General features: G+C 71.9%; 20 protein-coding genes. 11 read left to right on the top strand and 9 right to left on the bottom strand.

The features are described 5' to 3' along the window. Window positions 1-53: 53 nt before the first annotated feature. Window positions 54-1,034: an AraC family transcriptional regulator gene (locus tag AB0E14_RS02605; protein WP_362410719.1), complete on the bottom strand. Its 981-nt coding sequence runs from the start codon at window positions 1,032-1,034 to the stop codon at window positions 54-56. Window positions 1,035-1,150: 116 nt separating this feature from the next. Here AB0E14_RS02605 and AB0E14_RS02610 point away from each other — a divergent pair, with 116 nt between their 5' ends. From AB0E14_RS02610 to glgB, 5 genes are all read left to right on the top strand, one after another. Then, window positions 1,151-2,092 carry an NmrA family NAD(P)-binding protein gene (locus tag AB0E14_RS02610; protein ID WP_362410722.1) on the top strand — a complete coding sequence of 314 codons (942 nt, stop codon included), beginning with the start codon at window positions 1,151-1,153 and terminating at the stop codon, window positions 2,090-2,092. A 404-nt stretch (window positions 2,093-2,496) separates the two neighbouring features. Next, a complete protein-coding gene (locus AB0E14_RS02615) occupies window positions 2,497-4,482 on the top strand; it encodes an alpha-1,4-glucan--maltose-1-phosphate maltosyltransferase (protein WP_362410725.1) in 1,986 nt (661 codons plus the stop codon). After that, on the top strand, window positions 4,479-6,200 hold the full coding sequence (gene treS / locus AB0E14_RS02620) for a maltose alpha-D-glucosyltransferase (RefSeq protein WP_362410728.1): 1,722 nt from the start codon (window positions 4,479-4,481) through the stop codon (window positions 6,198-6,200). Before AB0E14_RS02615 ends, treS begins: the two co-directional genes overlap by 4 nt. Before the next feature lie 241 nt (window positions 6,201-6,441). Then, a complete protein-coding gene (locus tag AB0E14_RS02625; protein ID WP_362410731.1) occupies window positions 6,442-7,785 on the top strand; it encodes a maltokinase in 1,344 nt (447 codons plus the stop codon). A 130-nt stretch (window positions 7,786-7,915) separates the two neighbouring features. Next, window positions 7,916-10,198, top strand: a complete 2,283-nt coding sequence (gene glgB, locus AB0E14_RS02630) for a 1,4-alpha-glucan branching enzyme (protein WP_362410734.1) — start codon at window positions 7,916-7,918, stop codon at window positions 10,196-10,198. Between the two features lie 25 nt (window positions 10,199-10,223). On the opposite strand, the gene AB0E14_RS02635 is transcribed toward glgB, so the two are convergent. Next, window positions 10,224-12,458 carry a UvrD-helicase domain-containing protein gene (locus AB0E14_RS02635; RefSeq protein WP_362410737.1) on the bottom strand — a complete coding sequence of 745 codons (2,235 nt, stop codon included), beginning with the start codon at window positions 12,456-12,458 and terminating at the stop codon, window positions 10,224-10,226. Between the two features lie 132 nt (window positions 12,459-12,590). On the opposite strand from AB0E14_RS02635, the gene AB0E14_RS02640 reads away from it, so the two are divergent. Together AB0E14_RS02640 and thrS are read left to right on the top strand one after the other, a co-directional pair. Beyond that, on the top strand, window positions 12,591-13,175 hold the full coding sequence (locus tag AB0E14_RS02640) for a DUF6817 domain-containing protein (protein ID WP_362410740.1): 585 nt from the start codon (window positions 12,591-12,593) through the stop codon (window positions 13,173-13,175). A gap of 187 nt (window positions 13,176-13,362) precedes the next feature. Further along, a complete protein-coding gene (gene thrS / locus AB0E14_RS02645) occupies window positions 13,363-14,613 on the top strand; it encodes a threonine--tRNA ligase (protein WP_362410743.1) in 1,251 nt (416 codons plus the stop codon). A 54-nt stretch (window positions 14,614-14,667) separates the two neighbouring features. On the opposite strand, the gene AB0E14_RS02650 is transcribed toward thrS, so the two are convergent. The 5 genes from AB0E14_RS02650 to AB0E14_RS02670 are packed head-to-tail and all read right to left on the bottom strand — an operon-like array spanning window position 14,668 to window position 17,680. Further along, the gene (locus tag AB0E14_RS02650) at window positions 14,668-15,750 is read right to left on the bottom strand and encodes a zeta toxin family protein (RefSeq protein WP_362410746.1); all 1,083 of its coding nucleotides are present in this window, start codon (window positions 15,748-15,750) and stop codon (window positions 14,668-14,670) included. A gap of 40 nt (window positions 15,751-15,790) precedes the next feature. Then, window positions 15,791-16,285, bottom strand: a complete 495-nt coding sequence (locus tag AB0E14_RS02655; protein WP_362410749.1) for a hypothetical protein — start codon at window positions 16,283-16,285, stop codon at window positions 15,791-15,793. Window positions 16,286-16,337: 52 nt separating this feature from the next. Continuing rightward, entirely contained in the window at window positions 16,338-16,682 is a 345-nt protein-coding gene (locus tag AB0E14_RS02660; RefSeq protein WP_362410752.1) for a thioredoxin domain-containing protein, read from the bottom strand. Window positions 16,683-16,686: 4 nt separating this feature from the next. Next, window positions 16,687-17,079: a MerR family transcriptional regulator gene (locus tag AB0E14_RS02665; protein WP_362410755.1), complete on the bottom strand. Its 393-nt coding sequence runs from the start codon at window positions 17,077-17,079 to the stop codon at window positions 16,687-16,689. 46 nt (window positions 17,080-17,125) lie between these two features. Beyond that, window positions 17,126-17,680 (bottom strand): GNAT family protein, encoded by a 555-nt coding sequence (locus AB0E14_RS02670; RefSeq protein ID WP_362410758.1) that lies wholly within the window; start codon window positions 17,678-17,680, stop codon window positions 17,126-17,128. Between the two features lie 51 nt (window positions 17,681-17,731). Between AB0E14_RS02670 and AB0E14_RS02675 the strand changes: the two genes are divergently transcribed. Next, a complete protein-coding gene (locus AB0E14_RS02675; protein ID WP_362410762.1) occupies window positions 17,732-18,325 on the top strand; it encodes a TetR/AcrR family transcriptional regulator in 594 nt (197 codons plus the stop codon). 22 nt (window positions 18,326-18,347) lie between these two features. Here the strand turns inward: AB0E14_RS02675 and AB0E14_RS02680 are convergent, their stop codons facing one another. Then, entirely contained in the window at window positions 18,348-18,881 is a 534-nt protein-coding gene (locus tag AB0E14_RS02680) for an Lrp/AsnC family transcriptional regulator (RefSeq protein WP_362410765.1), read from the bottom strand. A gap of 44 nt (window positions 18,882-18,925) precedes the next feature. On the opposite strand from AB0E14_RS02680, the gene AB0E14_RS02685 reads away from it, so the two are divergent. From AB0E14_RS02685 to AB0E14_RS02695, 3 genes are all read left to right on the top strand, one after another. Next, window positions 18,926-19,819: an NAD-dependent epimerase/dehydratase family protein gene (locus AB0E14_RS02685; RefSeq protein WP_362410768.1), complete on the top strand. Its 894-nt coding sequence runs from the start codon at window positions 18,926-18,928 to the stop codon at window positions 19,817-19,819. Beyond that, entirely contained in the window at window positions 19,819-20,706 is an 888-nt protein-coding gene (locus AB0E14_RS02690; RefSeq protein WP_362410771.1) for an aldo/keto reductase, read from the top strand. Before AB0E14_RS02685 ends, AB0E14_RS02690 begins: the two co-directional genes overlap by 1 nt. Window positions 20,707-20,841: 135 nt before the next feature. After that, a complete protein-coding gene (locus AB0E14_RS02695; RefSeq protein WP_362410774.1) occupies window positions 20,842-22,305 on the top strand; it encodes a glycoside hydrolase family 16 protein in 1,464 nt (487 codons plus the stop codon). 343 nt (window positions 22,306-22,648) lie between these two features. Here the strand turns inward: AB0E14_RS02695 and AB0E14_RS02700 are convergent, their stop codons facing one another. Continuing rightward, window positions 22,649-24,022, bottom strand: coding sequence for a cation:dicarboxylase symporter family transporter (locus tag AB0E14_RS02700; protein ID WP_362410777.1), 1,374 nt, complete (start codon window positions 24,020-24,022; stop codon window positions 22,649-22,651). Window positions 24,023-24,109: the final 87 nt, after the last annotated feature.

The following is a 24,109-nucleotide window of genomic DNA, read 5'->3' on the forward strand; positions in this document are numbered from 1 at the left end:
AGGTCCCTGCGACGGGCGTCCACCGTTTTCGGCCCCTGGCTGCGCGATGCGGCTCAAGCCGCATGGCAGATCCCCGCGCGGTACTCCCCCGGTGTCATCCCGAACCACTTGCGGAACGCGAGGTGGAAGCCGACCGCGCTCTGGTAGCCGACGCGGGCGGGGACCGCGGACTGGGGGAGGGAGGTCTCGGCGAGGAGGCGGGCGGCTTCCTGCATGCGGCGGGAGGTGAGGTGGCGGGCCGGGGACTCGCCGACGAGGGCGCGGAAGGCCGCGGTGAACGCCGAGCGGGACATGCCGACCTCGCGGGCCAGGGAGTCGATCGTCCACGGCTGCGCGAAGCGGGTGGCGATCATCACCACGGCCTGACTGATGCCGGGGTGCCGGAGCAGCGGCAGCGAGGTCGGGTTGTCCGCGAGGTCGCGCAGGAGCGGGCGGAGCGCCAGGACCAGGGCCATCTCGAAGGCACGCAGAGTGATGAGCCGGTCCCCCGGGCCGACCGGCCGGTCCGGGGCCGCCAGTAGGCGCAGGGTGTCGCGCAGCAGCGGCTCGCGGTCGACCTGGGCGCCGTCCAGGACGAGCGCCCAGGGCAGCGAGGTGTAGAGCGTGCTCGCCGCGCTGGCGTCGTAGTGGAGTCCGGCGCACAGCAGCCGGCTCACCGCGCCGGTGCCGTCGATGCGGATCTCGCCCGACGTGCCGGGTTTGCGCTCGGGCAGGACGGCCCGCAGCGGTACGCCCTGGCGGTCCGGCGTGTCGGAGAGTCGGTGGGCGCTGCCGGTCGGGAAGACGATCAGGTCGCCCGCGTGCAGCTCCAACGGAGGGTGACCGTCGCCGGTGATCCAGCAGCCCCCCTCGACGATGTAGTGGAGCACGGCACAGCTCTGCTCGGCGTCCCCCTCGATGGCCCAGGGTGCGCGGACGTGCCAGCGACTGTCGAAGACTCCGGTGAGCCGGAGCGGTTTGAGCAGCTCGCTCAGGAGGTCCTCGGCCTCGTCTTCCTCACGCCGGTCGTCACGGTCGGTTGCCACGGTGTCCATGGACGATCCTTCAACTTCCGCCCCGGTTTGTTAATTGAACGGTGTGAGCCGCCGCCGCCAGCCTGGAGGAGACGACACGGCAGCCACCACACCCTATCGAAGGGCCTCTACGACACATGTCCAGTCAGATACCGATGCGGGTCGCGGTCGTGGGAGCGACCGGTTTCCAGGGCGGCGCGATCGCGCGTCTGCTCGTCGAGCGGCACCACCGGGTGCGGACGCTCACCCGTCGTCCCTCGGGCGACCGGCCGCCGCTGCCCGGCGCCCTGTTCGTGGCGGGCGACCTGGCCAGACCCGCGGACGTACGGCGGCTCTTCGAGGGGACGACGCACGGCGTGGTGACGCTGCCGCTGGTGTACGAGCCCGAGCGGATCCGCGCCTACGCGCGGAACGTGGCCTTCGCGGCCCTGGCCGCCGGCACCGTGCGGCTGGTCCTGAACGCCAACACCCGTGTCCCGCAGGGTCCGACGTCGGTGGCCGCGTTCGAGACCCGGCGGATCGCCGAGGAGGAGCTGCGGAGCGCGGGCGTCCCGCTGGTGGTCGTACGGCCGCCGGTCTATCTGGACAACCTGTTCTCGCCGTGGAACGGACCGGCCCTGGTCGACGAGGGCGTCCTCGCCTATCCGCTGCCCGCGTCCACGCCGACGGCCTGGCTCTCCCACCGGGACCTGGCGGAGGCGGTGCACGCGGCGCTGACCGTCGAGGGCCTGGAGGGCCGTTCCTTCGACATCGGCGGGGCCCGGTCGCTCACGGGCGACGAGCTGGCGGCCGCGTTCGGCCGCGGGCTCGGCCGCGCGGTGCGGTATCTGCAGCTGGCGCCGGAGGTCTTCGAGCGCGGGCTCGCCCAGCTGCTCGGCCCGGAGACGGCGGCCGGCGTCGCCGGGATCTACCACTACATGGCGACCGGCGCCGATCCGCTGCTGCTCGCGGGCGACGACGGGGTGTCGGCGGACGTGCTGGGGGTGCGGGCGGCGCCCGTGGAGGAGTGGGTGACGCGCCAGCCGTGGCAGATGTGGTCGGGAGACGCGGAGGAACAGTCGCCCTCGACCCAGGGCTGACGATCGAGACGACCGGCCTCGTCCCTCAGGGACGGGGCCGGTTTTACGTGTCGGGGCGCTTGCCCGCGCGACTACGCCCGAGTAGTTAACAAAGCGCCGGATTGCCCACCCGAAGTGGGTGGAAGGCTCCTCCGGTACAACCCCGTGTCACCCCCGTACGAGCCCCCCGTACGAGCCCCGGCCGAACCGGGCCGAGGCACGCACGCGCACCACCGAACAGAACCCGTACGCCCACCCCGAACCACCCCCGTACGTCCACCCGGTACACCCCCGTAGACCCGCCATCCGAGTGAACGCGGACAGGAGCGGCCATGCCCGCAACCCGCCAGCCGTCGACGGAGCTACAAAGAGCGCACCACCACCCGCACCCCCGTACCCCCTCAGGTGATGCTGTGAATCCGCTCATGGGACGCATTCCCGTACTCGACGTCCGCCCCCTGGTCGACTGCGGCCGACGCCCCGCGAAGGCGGTGGCCGGGGAGACCTTCGAGGTCACCGCCACCGTGTTCCGCGAGGGCCACGACGCGGTCGCCGCCAATGTCGTGCTGCGCGGCCCCTCCGGCCGTCCCGGCCCCTGGATCCCGATGCGTGAACTGGCCCCCGGCACCGACCGGTGGGGCGCCGAGGTCACCCCGGACGCCGAGGGCCTGTGGACGTACACGGTGGAGGCGTGGAGCGACCCACTGGCCACCTGGCGGCATACCGCGAAGATCAAGATCCCGGCCGGGATCGACTCCGAGCTCGTCCTCGCCGAGGGCGCGGAGCTGCACGAGCGCGCCGCCAAGGGCGTCCCGAAGAAGGGCGGCGGCCGGGAGGCCGTGCTCGCGGCCGCCGACGCGCTGCGCGACGTCTCCCGCACCGCCGCCGCCCGGCTCGCCGCGGCGCTCGCCCCGCAGGTCACCGAGGCGCTGACGCGGCACCCGCTGCGCGAACTGGTCAGCGCCTCGCCCGCGTTGCCGCTCCGGGTGGAGCGCGAGCGGGCGCTGTACGGCTCCTGGTACGAGTTCTTCCCGCGCTCGGAGGGCGTGAAGAAGGTCCGGGGCAGGACGGTCGGCGGGACGTTCCGCACGGCCGCCGAGCGGCTGCCGGCGATCGCCGCGATGGGCTTCGACGTGGTCTACCTCCCGCCGATCCACCCCATCGGCACCACGCACCGCAAGGGCCCCAACAACGCGCTCGCGGCGAGCCCGAACGACGTCGGCGTGCCGTGGGCGATCGGCTCCCCCGAGGGCGGCCACGACGCCGTCCACCCGGACCTGGGCACGATCGAGGACTTCGACGCCTTCGTGGCGCGCGCCCGCGAGCTGCGCCTGGAGATCGCGCTCGACTTCGCGCTGCAGTGCTCGCCCGACCACCCGTGGGTGGAGAAGCACCCGGAGTGGTTCCACCACCGGGCGGACGGCTCGATCGCGTACGCGGAGAACCCGCCGAAGAAGTACCAGGACATCTATCCGATCGCCTTCGACCGGGACATGGACGGCATCGTCGCCGAGACGGTCCGGGTGCTGCGGCACTGGATGGACCACGGCGTGCGGATCTTCCGGGTCGACAACCCGCACACCAAGCCGGTGGTGTTCTGGGAGCGGGTGATCGGTGAGGTCAACGGCACCGACCCGGACGTGATCTTCCTGGCGGAGGCGTTCACCCGGCCCGCGATGATGCGCACGCTCGGCACGGTCGGCTTCCAGCAGTCGTACACGTACTTCACCTGGCGCAACACCAAGGACGAGCTGACGGAGTACGTGACCGAGCTGTCCGGCGACGCGGCCGCCGCCATGCGGCCGAACTTCTTCGTGAACACCCCGGACATCCTGCACGCCTACCTCCAGCAGGGCGGCCGGCCGGCCTTCGAGGTGCGGGCGGTGCTCGCCGCCACGCTCTCGCCGACCTGGGGCGTGTACGCCGGCTACGAGCTGTGCGAGGCCGCCGCGCTGCGCGAGGGCAGCGAGGAGTACCTGGACTCGGAGAAGTACCAACTCCGGCCCCGTGACTGGGAGTCGGCGGAGCGTGCGGGCGCCTCGATCGCGCCCCTGATCACCACGCTCAACCGGGTCAGGCGCCGTCACCCGGCGCTGCGAAGGCTGCGGAACGTGCACTTCCACACGACCGACAACGACGCGGTGATCGCGTACAGCAAGCGCTCGGGTTCGAACACCGTTCTGGTGGTCGCCAACCTCGATCCGCACCACACCCAGGAGGCCACGGTCTCGTTGGACATGCCGGAGCTCGGCCTCGACTGGCACGAGACCGTACCGGTGCGCGACGAGCTCACCGGTGAGACCTATCACTGGGGCAGGGCCAACTATGTGCGCCTCGAGCCGGGCGTCACGCCCGCGCACATCCTCGCCCTGCGACCGTCCCCGACGATCGGAGGGTCACCCACATCATGACCGTCAACGAACCCGTCCCCGACACCTTCGAGGACACGCCCGCCAAGGACCGTGACCCGGACTGGTTCAAGAGGGCCGTCTTCTACGAAGTGCTCGTGCGCTCCTTCCAGGACAGCAACGGGGACGGCGTAGGCGACCTCAAGGGCATCACCTCGCGCCTGGACTACCTGCAGTGGCTCGGCGTCGACTGCCTCTGGCTGCCACCGTTCTTCAAGTCCCCGCTGCGGGACGGTGGCTACGACGTCGCCGACTACACCTCCGTGCTCCCGGAGTTCGGCGATCTCGCCGACTTCGTGGAGTTCGTGGACGCGGCGCACCAGCGCGGCATGCGCGTGATCATCGACTTCGTCATGAACCACACGAGCGACGCCCACCCGTGGTTCCAGGAGTCGCGCTCGGACCCCGACGGGCCGTACGGCGACTACTACGTCTGGGCCGACGACGACAAACAGTTCCAGGACGCCCGGATCATCTTCGTCGACACGGAGACGTCGAACTGGACCTTCGACCCGGTGCGCAAGCAGTACTACTGGCACCGGTTCTTCTCGCACCAGCCGGATCTCAACTACGAGAACCCGGCGGTGCAGGAGGAGATCCTGTCGGCGCTGAAGTTCTGGCTGGACCTCGGCATCGACGGCTTCCGGCTCGACGCGGTGCCGTACCTGTACCAGCAGGAGGGCACCAACTGCGAGAACCTGCCGGCCACCCACTCCTTCCTCAAGCGGGTCCGCAAGGAGATCGACGACCACTACCCGGACACGGTGCTGCTCGCCGAGGCGAACCAGTGGCCGGAGGACGTGGTCGACTACTTCGGGGACTTCGCCTCGGGTGGCGACGAGTGCCACATGGCGTTCCACTTCCCGGTGATGCCGCGCATCTTCATGGCGGTACGGCGGGAGTCGCGCACCCCCGTCTCGGAGATCCTGGCCAAGACCCCGGCGATCCCGGACGGCTGCCAGTGGGGCATCTTCCTGCGCAACCACGACGAGCTGACCCTCGAGATGGTGACGGACGAAGAGCGCGACTACATGTACGCCGAGTACGCCAAGGATCCCCGGATGCGGGCGAACATCGGCATCCGGCGGCGGCTCGCCCCGCTCCTCGACAACGACCGCAAGCAGATGGAGCTGTTCACCGCGCTGCTCTTCTCGCTGCCGGGTTCGCCGGTGCTGTACTACGGCGACGAGATCGGGATGGGCGACAACATCTGGCTCGGCGACCGGGACGGGGTGCGGACCCCGATGCAGTGGACGCCGGACCGGAACGCGGGCTTCTCGTCCTGCGACCCGGGGCGGCTCACCCTGCCGGCCATCATGGACCCGGTCCACGGCTTCCAGGTGACCAATGTGGAGTCGGGGATGGCCTCGCCGTCCTCGCTGCTGCACTGGACCAAGCGGATGATCGAGATCCGTAAGCAGAACGTGGCCTTCGGCCTCGGTTCGTACACGGAACTGCCGTCCTCCAACCCGGCGGTGCTGGCCTTCCTCCGGGAGTCCGGTGACGACCTGGTGCTCTGCGTGAACAACTTCTCGCGGTTCGCGCAGCCGACGGAGCTGGACCTGCGGCAGTTCGACGGGATGAGCCCCGTGGAGCTGATCGGCCAGGTGCGGTTCCCGGCGATCGGACAGTGGCCCTACCTGCTGACCCTGGCAGGACACGGCTTCTACTGGTTCCGCCTGAAGAAGAGCCGGTTGACGACGTCCACACGCAGTTCCTGACGAGTCGTCAGCCAACTGCCCGGGGTGGAGCGGGTTTCCCCCGCGCCACCCTGGGCACTGTGTCCCACACACAGTCGATTCAGGTCCATACGGGCCTTCTTGTCGGGCCCATACGGATCTTCCCCATCCGACACGTCCCGCACATCCGGACAGCCGAAGCCGCCATCCGGGACACTCTGCGCATTTGAACTCGATTCACGCGAACTCGAATCTGCGCCCCCCGGGGAAAGGACGCGATGCCATGCCGGAGACCGCATCCACCACCCGGGCCCCGGCCGCCCTCCTCCCGTCACTCGCTCCCCTGCTCCATGAATGGCTGCCCCGGCAGCGCTGGTTCGCGGGCAAGGGGCGCCGGGTCACCGGATTCACCCTGGAGGCGGCCACCGAGCTGCTGCCACTGGACGGCACGGGACCCGGGCTGCTGCATCTCCTCGTCCGGGTCGAACAACCCGGCCGCCCGACGGGCACACCCGCCGACTGCTACCAACTCCTCCTCGGCGTCCGCACCCAGCTGCCGCCCCGGCTCGCCCCCGCCCTGATCGGGCGGATCCGGCAGGGGCCGCTGGCCGGCCGGGCGGTCTACGAAGGGCTGCGGGACCCGCGGCTCGCCGGACTGCTCTACGAACGGCTGCGCACCCCGGGCCGGATCGGCCCGCTGACCTTCCGGGGCACGACCGAACTGCCCGCGTCCCTCGCACCCAGGGTCCTGGACGCCGAGCAGTCCAACTCCTCGCTCGTGTACGGCGATACGTACATCCTGAAGATCTTCCGCCGGGTCAGCCCCGGACTGAACCCCGATCTGGAGCTGCCGCTCGCGCTCGCCGGCGCGGGGTGCGCACGGGTGCCCGCGCCGGTGGCCTGGTTCGAGTCGGGCGCGAGCACGCTCGGCGTCCTCCAGCCCTATCTGCGGGACTCCCGCGACGGATGGCGGCTGGCCCTCGACGCCCTGGCCGAGGGCCGCGAGTTCACCGCCGAGGCGCACGCCCTGGGCCGGGCGACGGCCGAGGTGCACCTGGCGCTCGCGACGGCGCTGCCGACGGAGCGGCTGCGGCGGACCCAGAGCGCGCACCTGGCCGCCGAGATGGACCAGCGGCTGCACGCGGCCGCGCAGGCGGTGCCGGCGCTGCTCCCGTACGTGCCGGGGCTGCGGTCGGTCTTCGCGGCGGCGGGCGAGGGCTCCGGGCACCTCCAGCGCGTCCACGGCGACCTGCACCTCGGCCAGACGCTGCGGGCCGCGGACGGGGGCTGGGCGGTGATCGACTTCGAGGGCGAGCCGGCGAAGCCGCTCGCCGAGCGCTGCCGCCCGCAACCCGCGGTCCGTGACGTGGCGGGGATGCTCCGCTCCTTCGACTACGCGGCGCGCACGCACCGCCCCTGGAAGCCGGAGTGGGCGGCGCGCTGCCGGGCCTCGTACTGCACGGGCTACGCCGAGGCCGCGGGCACCGACCCGCGCGAGGACCCGGCGCTGCTGCGGGCCTACGAGACCGACAAGGCGGTCTACGAGGTCCTCTACGAGGCCCGTCACCGCCCGGACTGGCTCCCGGTGCCGATGGCGGCGATCGAACGCCTGGCGGGCGGGGAGTGACCCCCGAAGGGCCGTGCGAGGCCCGTTCGGCGGAGTGTCCTGTGCGGGACCCGCGCCGTTGCGGTTGCGTGGGAACCGGCGCGTATTCCTCAGCCCCACACCTTCCGACACCCTTGCAGGAGGCATCCCCGTGACCGCCCGATCCGCTCGCAAGACGGCAGCGCCCCCGGCCAAGACGCCCGCCCCCCGGGCCGCCCAGGAGGCCGAACGGAAGGCGGTACGGAAGGCGCCGCCGCTCGACCCCGGGGACCGGGCGCGGCTGCTCGCCGGGGAGCACCACGACCCGCACGCGGTGCTCGGCGCGCACCCGGTCCGCGGCGGCGTCGCGATCCGGGTCCTGCGCCCGTTCGCCCGTGAGGTCGCCGTCCTCGCCAAGGGCAGGCGCGTCGCCCTGCACGACGACGGCGACGGCTTCTTCTCCGGACTGCTGCCCCTGCTGCGCAAGATCCCGCCGTACGAGCTGCGGGTCCGCTACGACGGCGACGAGCTGCCCGTGGAGGACCCGTACCGCTTCCTGCCCGCCCTCGGCGAGCTGGACCTCCACCTCATCGGCGAGGGCCGGCACGAGGAGCTGTGGAAGGCGCTCGGCGCGCGGACGATGGTCCACCAGGGCGTCACCGGCACCCGGTTCACGGTCTGGGCCCCCAACGCGCGGGGCGTGCGGGTCACCGGCGACTTCACGCACTGGGACGGCACGGCGCTGCCGATGCGCTCGCTCGGCGCCACCGGCGTCTGGGAGCTGTTCGTCCCCGGGATCGGCGAGGGCGCGGTCTACAAGTTCGACATCACCCGCCCCGACGGCTCCCACACGCTGCGCGCCGACCCGATGGCCCGCCGCGCCGAGTGCCCGCCGAACACCGCGTCCGTGGTCACCGACTCGTACCACGAGTGGGAGGACGCCGGGTGGATGGCGAGCCGGGGCGCGCGCCCGCACCACGAGGCCCCCCTCTCCGTCTACGAGCTGCACCTGCCGTCCTGGCGTCCTGGGCTGACGTACCGCCAGCTGGCCGAGCAGCTGCCGGCGTACGTCCGCGATCTCGGCTTCACGCACGTGGAGTTCATGGCCGTGGCCGAGCACCCCTTCAGCGGCTCCTGGGGCTACCAGGTCACCGGCTACTACGCGCCGACCTCACGCCTCGGCACCCCCGACGACTTCAAGTACCTGGTCGACGCGCTGCACCGGGCCGGCATCGGGGTCCTGATGGACTGGGTGCCCGCGCACTTCCCGCGCGACGACTGGGCGCTCGCGGAGTTCGACGGCCGGCCGCTGTACGAGCACGAGGACCCGCGCCGTTCGGCCCATCCCGACTGGGGCACGCTGGAGTTCGACTACGGCCGCAAGGAGGTGCGGAACTTCCTCGTCGCCAACGCGGTGTACTGGTGCGAGGAGTTCCACATCGACGGCCTGCGGGTGGACGCGGTCGCCTCGATGCTCTACCTCGACTACTCGCGCGAGCACGGCGAGTGGCTGCCGAACGAGTTCGGCGGGCGGGAGAACCTGGACGCGGTCGCCTTCCTCCAGGAGATGAACGCCACGGTGTACCGCCGCTGCCCCGGCGTCGTCACCTTCGCCGAGGAGTCGACGGCCTGGGACGGCGTGACCCGGGCGACCGACCAGGTCGGCCCCGGTGGCTTCGGCGGGCTCGGCTTCGGCATGAAGTGGAACATGGGCTGGATGCACGACTCCCTCGGCTATGTGTCCAAGGAGCCGGTGCACCGCAAGTACCACCACAACGAGATGACGTTCTCGATGGTGTACGCGTACAGCGAGAACTACATCCTGCCGATCTCCCACGACGAGGTCGTGCACGGCAAGCAGGCGCTCGTCTCCAAGATGCCCGGCGACTGGTGGCAGCAGCGCGCCAACCACCGCGCGTACCTCGGCTTCATGTGGTCCCACCCCGGCAAGCAACTTCTCTTCATGGGGCAGGAGTTCGCGCAGGGCGCCGAATGGTCCGCCGAACACGGCCCCGAGTGGTGGCTGATGGACGAGACCTACCACTCGGCCGGTGACCACAGGGGCGTACGGGACCTGGTGCGCGACCTGAACACGGTCTACGGGGCGACCCCGGCGCTCTGGGAGCGGGACACCGCCCCCGAGGGCTTCCAGTGGGTGGTGGGCGACGCGGCGGAGGACAACGTCTTCGCCTTCCTCCGCCACGACGCCGAGGGCGCGCCGCTGCTCGCGGTGAGCAACTTCTCGCCCGTCGTCCGGCACGACTTCCGGCTCGGCGTCCCGGACACCTGCGCCGCCTGGGCGGAGGTCCTCAACACGGACGACCAGCGGTACGGCGGAAGTGGCGTGGCGAACACCGACCCGGTGAAGACCGAGTCGGTGCCCTCCCACGGCCGTTCGGCGAGCGTGCGGATGACGCTGCCGCCGCTGGCGACGGTCTGGCTCAGGCCTGCGTGACGAGCCGCTCGGGCCTGCGTGACGCTCAGGCCTGCGCGATGATCCCCAGTCGCTGGGTGGCCCGGGTCAGCGCCACGTACAGGTCGTTGATGCCGTGCGTGGCGCCGGCCCGGATGCCGTCCGGGTCGACGACCAGGACCGTGTCGAACTCCAGGCCCTTGGCCTGCCGGGGGTCGAGGACGACCACCGGGCGGGTCAGGTCCGGGTCGGGGCCGTGGGAGGCCTCCGGGAGCGCGGCGGTGAGCGCCGGGTGGAGGTCCGCCGGGGCGATCACGGCGAGGCGGCCCTCCTCACGCGCCTCGGCGGCGACCGCGTCGGCGGCCTCCTTCACCGGGTCCTCCACGATGCGCCGCCAGGGCTCGACGCCCGTGGAGCGGACCGAGCGGGGCGGCTCGAAGGCCGGGTCGGCCTCGCGCCGCACGTCGGCGGCGACCGCCATGATCTCCGCCGGGGTGCGGTAGTTGACGCCGAGCCGGACGAGTTCCCAGCGGTCGTCCACGTACGGCGCGAGGATCTGCTCCCACGCGCCGACTCCGGCCGCGTCACCGGTCTGCGCCGGGTCGCCGACCAGGGTCATGGAGCGGGTCGGGCTGCGGCGCATGAGCAGCCGCCAGGCCATCGCCGAGAGCTCCTGCGCCTCGTCGACGATGATGTGGCCGAAGGCCCAGGTCCGGTCGGCGGCGGCGCGCTCGGCGGCGCTGCGATGGTCGGCCTCCTCGTGCCGCTCGGCGAACCGCTCGGCGTCGATGATGTCGTGGGCCGAGAGGACCTCGGCGGCGTCCTTGTCGAGCTCCTCCTTGTCCTCGAACTCGTAGGTCCGCGAGGCGTAGCTGACGTCGAGGACGCCCTGCGCGTACTGGATCCGCTTGTCCCGCTCGGCCTCCTCGGCGGCGCGGGCGGCGGAGTCGTCGACGCCGAGGAGCTCGGCGGCCTCGTCGAGCAGCGGGACGTCGGCGGGGGTCCAGGGGCCGTCCGCGCGCCTGATCGCGTCCGCGTCCTCGTCGGTGTCGAGGTGGGTCGGCTCGGCGAGGTAGTCGGCGAGGAACGACTCGGGGGTGAGGGCGGGCCAGAGGGTCTCGACGGCGGCGTGGACCTCGGCGTTGGCGGCGATGCCCTTGGCCAGCAGGGCGATGTCGTCGGGGCCGAGGAAGTTGGGGCCGCCGTAGGGGTCGGCGCCGATGCGGTCGGCGAGCTGGGCGGCGAGCGCGTCGAGGATGTTGAAGACGAAGTACGGCCGGGCGAGGTTGTGCGGGAGACCGGTCTCGCGGGCCTTGTGGCGGGCCTCCAGGGCCATGTCCCAGTCGATGACCAGGTCGCCGTCGTCGTGCGGGACGATCAGCGGCGCCCCGCGCTCGGGGACCTGCTGCCGGTCCCGTACCGCCGCGGCGAGCGCGTCGGCCATGCCTGCGGCGCCCTTGACAGCGGCGGCGCGCGGGGTGTCCGTACCGGTGGCGCGCACGCCGGGGAACAGTTCGGCGGGGGTCGCGAGCAGGACGCCGGTCTCGCCGAGGGAGGGCAGCACGTTGCCGATGTAGCCGAGGAAGGCGGGGTTGGGGCCGACGATGAGGACGGCGCGCTTGGCGAGCTGCTCGCGGTGGGCGTAGAGGAGGTACGCGGCACGGTGCAGGGCCACGGCGGTCTTGCCGGTGCCCGGGCCGCCCTCGACGACGAGGACGCCCCGGTGCGGGGAGCGGATGATGCGGTCCTGCTCGGCCTGGATGGTCTGCACGATGTCGTGCATGCGCCCGGTGCGGGCGGCGTCGAGGGCGGCGAGGAGGACCTCGTCGGCGTCGCGGTTCTCGTGCCCGGTGCGGGTCGCGTCGGCGAGGTCGAGGACCTCGTCGTGGAGGGCGGTCACCTCGCGGCCGTGGGTGGTGATGTGCCGGCGGCGGCTGAGGCCCATCGGTGCGTAGCCGGTGGCGAGGTAGAACGGCCGCGCGACCTCGGCGCGCCAGTCGACGACGAGCGGCGTGCGGTTCGGGTCGTCCTCGCGGATGCCGATCCGCCCGATGTGGTGGTCGCGTCCGTCCCGGAAGACGAGCCGCCCGAAGCAGAGCCCGGTCTCGCCGGCGTCGAGGGCGGCGAGCACCCCGCTCTGTTCGGCCACCAGCACGTCCCGCTCCAGACGGCCCTGGTTGCCGACCCAGGGCGCCTTGAGCGCCGTGCCGACGGCGGCCTCGGCCTGGTCTCTGAGGTCGTCGAGTCGGGCATAGAGCTCGGTGATGAATTTCTGCTCGTTCCGAAATTCCTCGGTTGACAATTCGACTCCCGGCGCGATACAGTGCTTTTAGTGAACTTCTCCGTGTCTTTGTCGTGCACGAACACGGAACTTCAAAATATACGCGACGCACAACCCCGACTGTCAATTCTAGTCGGGGTATTTTTGTGTGCCATGGGGAGAGACAGCGCGGGGAGAGACAGGGCAGCGGCGGCACGCGATCTGCTGATCGCGCGAGGAGCGGACGGTCTCGACCATCCGGGCGGCACGCTCCTCGCCCACCTGGACCGGGTCGAGGCCCGACTGGCCGCCTGGGGCGCCCGCGAGGAGCTGCGGCTCGCCGGCCTGTGCCACGCCTTCTACGGCACGGACGGCTTCGCCCAGAGCCTGCTGCCGCTGGAGCGGCGGGCGGAACTCGCGGCGGCGATCGGCGCGGGCGCGGAGGAACTCGTGTACTTCTACGCGAGCTGCGACCGGGAATTCTCGTATCCGGCGCTGGAGACCGAGGACGGCCCCTTTCGGGACCGTTTCACGGGCGGGACGTGCATTCCGACGGCCCGGCGGCGGGCCGACTTCGCGGAACTCACGGCGGCGAACGAGCTGGACGTCCTCGCGGCGAACGAGGAGCTGCGATCGCGGTACGGCGGTGGGTTGCTGCGGCTGTTCACCCGCTGGCGGGGGCTGCTCAGCGAGCGCGCGATCGAGGATCTCGCCCTCCTCGAAGGACTCGGAAGCCGCCCCGACGACCGCGGCCGTTAAGCCCGTGCGGCACGGACCCGGCTCCGTTACCCTCGGCCGTATGAAGCCTGCCGCTGTCATCACGACGACGCCGGAGAGTGTCCCGGCGCGCTGACCGCTGTCTTGACGTCACGAAGCCCCGGGGCCGAGCGCCCCGGGGCTTCGTCGTTCCTCCGGTGGCCGTTCGCCCCGCCCGTAGGAGGACCGGATGAACCACGACCGCCACGACCACCGCGACCGCCACGACCACCGCCGACTCGGCCGCGAGCTGGAGCTGTTCGGGACCGACCCGCTGATCGGGGCCGGACTCCCGTACTGGCTGCCCGACGGGGCCGCCGTGCGGCACGCGCTGGAGGAGTACGTCCGCGAGGTCGAGCGGCGGGCCGGGTACCGGCACGTGTACTCGCCCGTGCTCGGCAAACGCGAGCTGTACGAGATCTCCGGGCACTGGGACCACTACAGCGACGACATGTTCCCGCCCATGGAACTGGGCGGCGAGCAGGTCGTCCTGCGGCCCAGCCTCTGCCCGCACCATGCCGTCGTCTACCGCTCCCGGGCGCACAGTTACCGCGAACTCCCGTTGCGCATGGCCGAGCTCGGCCCCATGTACCGGTCCGAACTCTCGGGCGTCCTGGGCGGGTTGACCCGGGTCCGGTCCATCCAGCTCAACGACGCGCACATCTTCTGCACCCTGGACCAGGCCCGGGAGGAGGCCGCCGGCGCCCTGGAGCTGATCCGGAGGGCGTACGCGGCGATGGGCATCGAGCCCGCGCGGTACCGGCTCTCGCTGCCGGGGCCGGGCGGCAAGTACGTGGACGCGCCCGAACTGTGGGCCCGCTCGGTCGCCCTCCTGGAGGAGGTGCTCGACGCCTCCGGGCTGCCGTACGAGGCGGCGGAGGGCGAGGCCGCTTTCTACGGCCCGAAGATCGACGTCCAGGTCGCGGACGGCGCGGGGCGGGAGTCGACCCTGTCGACCGTACAGATCGACTTCCACCAGCCGGAGCGGTTCGACCTGCGGTACATCGGCGCCGACGGCGGAAGGCACCGGCCCGTCATGATCCACCGCAGCGTCGTCGGCAGCGTCGAGCGGGCCGTCGCCCACCTGCTCGAACAGCACGGCGGCGCGTTCCCCGCCTGGCTCGCCCCCGTCCAGCTCGTCGTCCTCCCGGTCTCCGAGTCCGAACGCCCCGCCGCCGAGGCGCTGGCCGCCCGCTGCGTCGAACGCGGCCTGCGCGCCGAGGTGGCGGGCCCGGACCGCGGCACCCTGGGCGCCCGCGTCCGGGAGGCCCGCCTCGTCCCGTACCTGGCGGTCATCGGCGCCCGCGAGGCGGAGTCCGGCCAGGTCGCCCCACGCCTGCGCGACGGCCGCCGGCCGGCCCCGCTGCCGGCGGAGGAACTCGTCCGCCGCGTCGAGGAGCGGGTGGCCGCGCACGACACCGCGCTCTGGGACGCGTCCTAGGGAGCGTCGCGAGCCAGGCCAGACTTTCCGGACACTCCCCAGGGCCTCAGGAGGTCACCGGTCGATGCCCGTGCCGCGGGTCGGCCCCGGCACGGGCGGCGGGGGTGTCGCCGGGGCGGCGGGCCCCCGAGGAGCCGGGGGCCGGCCCGGGGCGATGGTCACACCGGGCATGAACGCGGCGCCCGGGTTCACCCGGATCGTGGTGTCGCCCTGCTGAAACCCACGACTGGGCGCGGGGACGGCGGCTGCGGGGGCGGGTCGCGGGCCGAAGTCGCCGCGGTCGGTGGCGATCAGCCCGGTGGCCAACCCCTGCTCGGCGAGCTTCTCGGCGTTCTCCCGGCCTACGGAGTAGCCCCGGCCCGTCACCGTGTCCGCGTACAGGCTCCGGATGAAGCCCTCCGGCGCCATGCGGCCGCCGTACCATTCCGCCCCGGCGTCGAACCTCTGCCGGCCGGTCAGCCAGCGGTCCGCGTTCTGCGCCAGGCACTGCTCCTCCGGGACCTCGACGGAGAGCACGACACGCCGGTCGTACCCCTCCCTCTCGAGGTCCGCGAAGAGGTTCGCCGTCCAGTCGAACGCCCGCAGGGACTGGTCGTAGAGCAGGTTGTAGCCCTCGGCTCGGGCCCACGTCTCGACCAAGTTCTGAACATGGCCCGACTCCCGGTGCACCAGGGACGCCTTCTCCGACGGGGCCAAGCGGCGCCCGTCGGAGAGACGGTCGAGCGCCGCCGGCAGCTCGGGCGCGCCACCGTGCTCGAACAGCTGCACCTTGAACTCGTCCGGGTCGAGCACGACGTAGTCGTCGAGGTCGACACCGTGGACGCGCCGCAGCTCGTCACCGAGCTCGGAGTCCTGACTCTGCCACTCCGGCAGGCTGCGCTGCGCCCTGCCCTTGCCGGACCCCGGCGCTCCACCGGTGAAGAGCACGGCGTGGCCGTCGCGGGGCTTCCCCCTGCACTGCTCCTTGAACCGTTCGATGAGCGCGTCGTGGATCCGCGCCCGCTCGGGAGTCCAGATCCCGCCCATGGAATGGCGGTTCGTGGTGTCGAACGCGCCCCCCATCGCCAGGTCTCCCCCGATGCCCATCCGGTGCTGAAGCTCCCGGTAGACCGGCTCGTACTCCCCCGTCACCCACACGCGCGCTTCCCTCCCCCTCTTCGCGACCTGCGCTCCGCCGTCAGAACCCACGCCGCAGCAGCAGGGCGCGGATCTCTTCGATGTCCTCGGCGGTCAGCCTGCCGAGCCCTCGTGCCTGGTTGACCACGGCGAGCGTGTTGTCCTGGTGCGTCGGCGCCGTGTGGGTCGGGTCGAACCACTCTTCCTCGAAGTCCCAGGCGCCGATGGTCGCCAGCGCCTCGGCGCGGGGGATCTCACCCGCCGCGTAACGCTCGATGTACGCACGCAACGACGGCTTCCCGTCGGTCACCCGACGCTGCCACCCCTGCGCCTCGCGCGTGCGGATCTCGTCGATGTCCTCGGGCGTCAGCTTGCCGAGCGTCCGTGCCTCGTTGAGCACGGCCCGGGTGTTGTCCGGGTACGGCGGCCCCGCGGGGGCGTTCCACAGCGTCTCGAAGTCCCAGGCTGCGATGGTCGCCAGGGCTTCCTCGCGGGGGATCTCGCCCGCCGCGTAACGCTCGATGTACGCACGCAACGACGGCTTCCCGTCGGTCATGACTTCCACCCTGGCCTCTCTGTCGTCCTCGCCTCGGGCGATCCTGCCAGACCTATGGCCCGACCGGCGGCAGTACGTCCGCGAGCTCCTTGAGGAGCAGGCGCTTCGGGCGGGCGCCGACCATGGATTTCAGGGGTTCGCCCGCGCGGAAGAGCATCAACGTGGGGGTGGCCAGGACGCCGTGGCGGAGGGTCGTCTCCGGGTTGTGGTCCACGTCGATCTGGACGATCTTCAGGCGGTCTCCCTCCTCCTCCGCGATCGACCGGAGCACCGGGCCCAGTTGGCGGCACGGCGGGCACCAGTCGGCGGTGAACTTCACCAGGACCGGGAGGTCGGGGTCCGCGGCGAGGACCTCGGTGTCGAAGGTCGCGTCGGTCACGTCCGTCACATGGGTCATGTCGTCATCCTCCGAGTTCGCATGTGGGTTCCGGGCCGCCCGGCAGCTCCGCCTCGGCCCGTAGCAACTGCGCGGCGACCTGGGCGCGTACCGCCTGGAGCTGGTCCACGAGGGCGTCCAGCTCCGCCAGCTTGCGGCGGTACACGTCGAGCGAGGCGGGGCAGGCGTCGCCCGCCGGGTGGCCGGCTCGCAGGCAGTCGACGAACGGCCGGGTCTCCTCCAGCTCGAACCCGAAGTCCTGCAGGGTCCTGATCTGCCGGAGGAGGCGCAGGTCGTCCTCGTCGTAGGTGCGGTGACCGTTCTCCGTGCGCCGGGCGGCCAGGAGGCCACGGGACTCGTAGTAGCGCAGAGTCCGCCTGGTCGTCCCGGCCCGCTCGGCCAGCTCGCCGATTCGCATGGCAGCGAACGTACGCCTTGACGCCGACGTCAAGGCAAGGGCGTCGTCAGGGGCGACGGGCCGCCGGCCGCTCGTGGGCGAGCACGGACCAGATCTGGGTGTCGTGGCGGACGCCGTCGTACGGCCAGGACTCGCGCTCCGTGCCCTCCAGCGTCATGCCGAGCCGGCCGGCCACGGCGGCGCTGCGCGCGTTGTCCGCGCGGCAGTGCCACGCGGCGCGGTGCAGGCCGCGGGTGCCGAAGGCCCAGTCGAGCAGGACGCCGCACGCGGCCGTGATCAGCCCGTGGCCCTCGGCGGCCGGCTCCAGCCAGCAGCCGATCTCGCAGTTGCCCGAGGCGGCGTCGAGGGACACGAACATCACGCCGCCGACGAGCGTGCCGTCGAGCCAGATGCCGTAGAGGCGGGCGCCGTCGGCGGCCTGCCGCTCGGCATAGCGGAGCAGGGTGGCCCGGGCCCCGTCGAGGCTGTCGGTGACGAAGGCCTGCCCGACCCAGGGCCGGATGTGCTCGCGCGCGCGGTCCAGGTTCGCGGCGAACTCCTCGGCGTGCCAGGTCTCCAGCGGGCGCAGGAGGGCGTTGTCCCGGAGCGGGAGGGAGAACATGGCGGCGGCCCCATTCGCATAACAAGCGTTACGGCTATGTACAGTAGCAGCATGCCACGCGCCAAGGGGGACCACGAGGCCCGCCGACTCGAAGTCTCGGAGGCGGTCTGGCGCGTGCTCGCGAGCCGGGGGTTCGGCGGGCTGACGCTGCGGGCCGTGGCCACGGAGCTGGGCGCGACCACCGGCCTGCTGACCCACTACTTCCCGGCCAAGAGCGACCTGGTCGCCCACGCCCTCGACCTGCTCGACCAGCGCACCACCGCACGCTCCCGGCGCACCGCGGGCACGGGCCTCGCGGCCGTACGGAACGCGCTGCTCGACATCCTGCCGCTGACGCCCGAGGCCACGGACTCCAACCGGATCTGGGTCTCCTCCTGGGACACCGCGCTCGCCGACCCGGCCCTGCGCGCCGACTACGCGGGGAAGTACGCACGCGGCCGCGACCGGCTCCGGGACACGCTCGCCGGGGCCCAGGAGCTCGGCGAGCTGCCCCCCGGCGACCCGGCGCGGCTCGCCGCGGGCGCCCTGTCCTTCGCGCTCGGCCTGGTCGTCCAGGCCCTGCTCGACCCGGACGCCTTTCCGCCCGACCGCCAGGTCGAGCTGCTGGACGACTACCTGGCCGCGCTCGCCGCCCGCACCGCCTGAGCCACCTGGGCCCCCTGAGTCGTCACGCCTCGCGCCCCGGACCCGGCGGCAGCAGCGGTTTGCGCTCGACCGGCGAGGACAGGACGATCGAGGTCGTCGTGCGGCCGAGGGCGGAGGTCTGCTCCAGGATCTCTTCCAGGTGGATGGTGTCCGTGACCGCGACCTTGAGGATCCAGCAGTCCTCCCCGACGACGTGGTGCGCCTCGACGACCTCCGGGCGGGCGGTCAGTTCCAGCGTCCGGGGGTGCTTGAGGGTGTAGCCGCCGTGCGGGTTCACCCGGATGAAGGCCTGGATGCCGTAGCCGAGCCGGGCCGGGGAGACATGGGCGCCGTAGCCGGTGATCGCCCCGCACGCCTCCAGCCTGCGCACCCGCTCGGTGACCGCCGCCGGACTCAGCCGGACGCGGCGGCCCAGCTCGCTGAGCTTGATCCGGCCGTCCGCCTGGACGAGTTCCAGGATCTGCCGGTCGATGGCGTCGAAGGACCCCGCCGAGGTTTCGTTGGCGGCGGGACGCAGATGCCGTGGTTCCTTCGGCGCGGCGGCCTGGACTCCCATGTTTCCCCCTTCAGCTGACGAACGCCCAACGTAACACTTGTCGTATGGACATTCTGATCATCGGCGGGAACCGCTATTTCGGAAAGAGACTGACGACCCGACTGCTGGATTCCGGGCATTCCGTGACCCTGCTCAATCGGGGGTCCTCCGGCGCGCCGGAGGGGGTCGCGCACATCGTCGCCGACCGGAACGACGAGGCCGCTCTGGAAAAGGCGCTCGGCGATCTGACCTTCGACGCCGTCGTCGACCAGGTCTGCTACACCCCGCTCCAGGCCGGAATCGCCCGACGGGTCCTCGGGCCGCGCACCCGGCGCTATGTGATGACGTCGACGGTCGAGGTGTACGAGTACGAGGACTCCGCCGCGCCCGTGCGGGAGGAGGCCGTCGACCCGCGGACCGTCGCCGTCGACCCCGACCTGCCATGGGGCGACCAGGAGTTCCTCGACGCGCACTACGGAGAGGGGAAGCGGCAGGCGGAGGCGGTCTTCGCGGCCGAGCCCGCGTTCCCGTGCGCGGCGGTCCGGGTCGCCCATGTGCTCGGCGGCGCGGACGACTTCACGGGGCGGGTCGGCCACTACGCGGACCGGATCCGGGCGGGCGGGCCGATCGCCGTGCCGGTGGTGAACCACCCGGCCACCTATGTGTACGTCGAGGAGGTCGCGGAATTCCTGGCGTGGGCGGTGGAGCAGGAATTCACCGGGGCGGTCAACGCGCATTCCCACGGGCCGCTCACGACCGCTGAGATATGCGCCGAGATCGAGCGCCGAGTGGGCGGTCGTACCGAATTCCGGGAGGTGGAGGTCGGCGAGGTGTCGCCGTTCTCCTTCGCCCGCTCGTACGGAATGGACAATTCGCGTGCGACCGCGCTCGGATTCTCCTTCCGGCATTCCTCGGAATGGCTCGGCCGGGCGCTCTCCGAGACGCTGGGGGTGCGCTGATGCGGTACCGCACGCTCGGCGACGTACGGGTCGGGGCGATCGGCCTCGGCGCCATGCCGCTCTCCATCGAGGGGCACCCGGACGAGGCCCGCGCCGTGGCCACCGTCCACGCGGCGCTCGACGCGGGCGTGACACTGCTCGACACGGCGGACTCCTACCACCCGCCCGGCGGCGAACCCGGCGCCGGCGAACTGCTGGTGGCGCGGGCGCTGGCCACGTACGGGGGTCGTGGCCGGACCGGTGACGTGCTCGTCGCGACGAAGGGCGGGCGGGGGCGGACCGCCGACGGCGGCTGGACCGTGGACGGGCGGCCCGAGCACCTGCGGCGGGCCGCGGAGGCCTCGGCGCGGCGGCTCTGCGTCGAGGCGATCGGGCTCTACCAGCTCCACAAGCCGGATCCGGCCGTGCCCTACGCGGAATCGCTGGGCACGATACGGGAGTTGCTGGACGCGGGCACGATCCGGCTGGCCGGGATCTCGAACGTGGACGTGGCGCAGATCCGGCTCGCGCGGGAGGTCCTGGGCGAGCGGCTGGCCTCCGTGCAGAACCGGTACTCCCCCGCCGTGCGGACCGCGGAGGCGGAGCTGCGGCTCTGCGCGGAGCTGGGGATCGCGTTCCTGCCGTGGAGCCCGCTGGGCGGGATCTCGCGGAGCTCGCTCGACGGGGCGTCGGACCTGGCGGAGGACCCGGAGTTCGGGGCGTTCCACCGGGTGGCGCGGGCGCGCGGGGTGAGCCCTCAGCGGGTGGCGCTCGCGTGGCTGCTCGCGCGGTCGGAGACGGTGCTGCCGATCCCCGGCGCGAGTCGGCCGGAGACCGTGCAGGACTCGGCGGCCGCAGGTGAACTGGTTCTGGACGCAGCAGAGTTGGGCGAGCTGGGCGGGGCGTAGCCGGCCGCGCCGGACGTTCGGCGGGCCTTCGAAGGTCGAAGACACCGCACCCATTGACGGGTGCGGTGTCTCCAACTACAAAAGCTTGCTGAGAGCGCTCTCAGGCGCTCGTCCCCCCAGCGGAGGTGTTCTTCCTTGAGCTCCCTGAGCCGCGCCAGACGCACCCCACTCCTCGCCTCGCTCCTCGCCGCCGCCCTCGCCGCGGGCGCCCTGCTCGGCCTGGGCGGCGCCGGCACCGCCAGCGGCGCCGTGCCCCCGGCCCCCGGCTGGTCACTCCAGTGGAGCGACGACTTCAACGGCCCCGACCGCGCCCTGCCGAACGCCACCGACTGGCAGATCGACACCGGCCACGGCTATCCGGGCGGCCCCGCCAACTGGGGCACCGGAGAGATCCAGAACTACACGTCGAGCCCCGACAACGTGCGCCTCGACGGCACCGGCAACCTCCGTATCACCCCGCTCAAGGACGGCGCCGGGAACTGGACCTCGGCCCGGATCGAGACCAAGCGCGCCGACTTCAAGGCCCCGGCGGGCGGCACCCTGCGCATCGAGGGCCGCATCCAGATGCCGAACGTGACCGGGGCCGAGGCCGCCGGCTACTGGCCCGCCTTCTGGGCCCTGGGCGCGCCCTACCGGGGCAACTACTGGAACTGGCCCGCCATCGGCGAGTTCGACATTATGGAGAACGTCAACGGCATCAACTCGGTCTGGGGCGTGCTGCACTGCGGCGTGAACCCGGGCGGTCCGTGCGGCGAGACCACCGGCATCGGCGCCAGCCGCGTCTGCCCGGGCGCGAGCTGCCAGTCCGCCTTCCACACGTACCGCTTCGAGTGGGACCGCTCGGTCACCCCCAACGCGCTGCGCTGGTACGTGGACGACCAGCTCTTCCACAGCGTGGACGAGAACCGGGTCGGCGCCCAGGCCTGGGCCGACATGACCAGCCACGCGGGCTACTTCCTGCTGCTCAACGTGGCGATGGGCGGCGCCTTCCCGGACGCCCTCGGCGGCCCGACCCCGACCGCCGCGACGGTCTCCGGACGCCCGATGCTCGTCGACTACGTGGCGGTCTGGACGAAGGGCGGCGGCACGACCCCGCCGACCACTCCGCCGACCACCCCGCCGCCCTCGGGCTCCTCGCAGCTGTACCTGCGGACCGGCGGGGGCGCGGGCGACGCGCAGGCGTCCGCGTCGACGGTGACGCTCGCCTCGGCCGGCGGCGCCAACCACGACGGCACCCCCGCCAACCCGCAGGTCTTCACCTCCGGACCCATCACGCGGACGTACAACGGCGGCGCCACCCAGTTCGACCTGTTCGTGGACGCCGGATCCGTCGTCGCAAACGGACAGCAGGTCCGGGTCAGTTACGACCGCACGGGCGACGGCAGCTGGGAGCGGGTCGAGACGTACGGGTACTTCGCCACCGATCCGGTCCCCGGCTACGAGCACTACACCCAGGCGAGCGGTCTGAAGTCGGCGACCGGCAGCCACGGGAACCTGTCGAACGGCCGGGTCCGCGTCGAGGTGTGGAACGCGATCGGCAACGGGCCGAGCACGGTCGGCGTCGGCAACCAGTCGGTGGTCCGGATCCCGTTCTCCTGACGGCGGACGCGGAGCACCAAGGGAGCGCCCCCGGCCGTGTGCACGGCCGGGGGCGCTCCGTACCCCGGAGCCCGGATCCGGCTCAAGGCCCGGGAGCCGGGGCGGTCTTCGGATCGGATCCGACGCCTTGGATCCGTGTCCTGGATCCGATGTCCTGGATCCGATGTCCTGGATCCGTGTCCTGGATCCGACACCTTGGAGCCGACGCCTTGGATCCAATATCCATGATCCTGGATCCAATGCGCCGTATCCAAGGCTCTGGACCCGGTTCGTTGAATTCGGTCCGACGGCTCTCCGCCTTGGATCCGATATCCAATATCCGATGTCCGATCTTCGATCGGGCTCAGACCGTCGCGCGGACCTTCCCCTCCTCGCCGTCCGCCCGCTGGTCCGGCACCGGACCGTCCTCGTCCGGCTCGGCGACCGGCCCGTGGTCGTCGACCAGGGTCTTCTCGTCGAACGGGACCCGTCCGGCGAGGACCTCCGCGACCCGCTCCTTGTCGATCTCCTTGGTCCAGGTGCCGACGAGGACGGTGGCGACGGCGTTGCCCGCGAAGTTGGTGAGGGCGCGGGCCTCGCTCATGAAGCGGTCGATGCCGACGATCAGACCGACGCCGTCGACGAGCTCGGGCCGGTGGGACTGCAGGCCGCCCGCGAGGGTCGCCAGGCCGGCGCCGGTGACACCGGCCGCACCCTTGGACGCGATGATCATGAAGACGAGCAGCGAGATCTGCTCGCCGACCGAGAGCGGGTTGCCCATGGCCTCGGCGACGAAGAGGGAGGCCATCGTCAGGTAGATCGCGGTGCCGTCCAGGTTGAAGGAGTAGCCGGTCGGGACGGTGATGCCGACGACGGGCTTGCTGACGCCCATGTGCTCCATCTTCGCGATCAGCCGGGGCAGCGCGGACTCGGAGGACGAGGTGGAGAGGATCAGCAGGAACTCACGGCCCAGGTACTTCAGCAGCGTGAGGATGTTGATGCCCGCGACGATCCGGAGCAGCGCGCCGAGCACGACGAAGACGAAGAGGGCGCAGGTCACGTAGAAGCCGATCATGATGACGGCGAGCGACTTCAGCGCGTCGATGCCGGTCGCGCCGACGACCGCCGCCATGGCGCCGAACGCGCCGATCGGGGCGACCCACATGATCATGGCGAGGATCCGGAAGACCAGCCGCTGGATGTGCCCGATCCCGCGCAGCACGGGCTCCCCGGCCCGCCCCATGGCCTGGAGCGCGAAGCCCGCGAGGAGGGCGACGAGCAGGGTCTGCAGGACCTCGCCCTCGGTGAAGGAGGAGACCAGCGTGTGAGGGATGATCCCGAGCAGGAAGTCCGCGGTGGACTCGCTCGCCCCGCCCGCCTGCTTGGCACCGGCCTCGGCCAGCTCCTTGGTGAGGTGGAGGCTGGAACCGGGCTCCAGGATGTTGCCGACGAGCAGACCGATCGCGAGGGCGACCGTCGACATGACGAGGAAGTACCCGAGCGCGAGTCCGCCGACGGCGCCGACCTTCGCGGCCTTGCGGACCGAACCGACGCCGAGGACGATCGTGCAGAAGATGATCGGGGAGATCATCATCTTGATCAGGTTCACGAAGCCGGTGCCCAGCGGCTTGAGTTCGACGGCGAAGTCCGGCGCCACGAAGCCGACCGTGACGCCGAGGATCACGGCGCCGATGACGGCGATGTACAGATAATGGGTGCGGTCCCGCTGTGCGGCCACGGGGTCCTCCTCGTGCTGATGGGGGTGTCCACGTCCCGGTGGATCCCCGCGACTATCCATCAGCCTGTGACCCGGGTCACGCTTACG

This window comes from Streptomyces sp. NPDC047981, from assembly GCF_040653315.1.
Classification (GTDB): Bacteria; Actinomycetota; Actinomycetes; order Streptomycetales; family Streptomycetaceae; genus Streptomyces.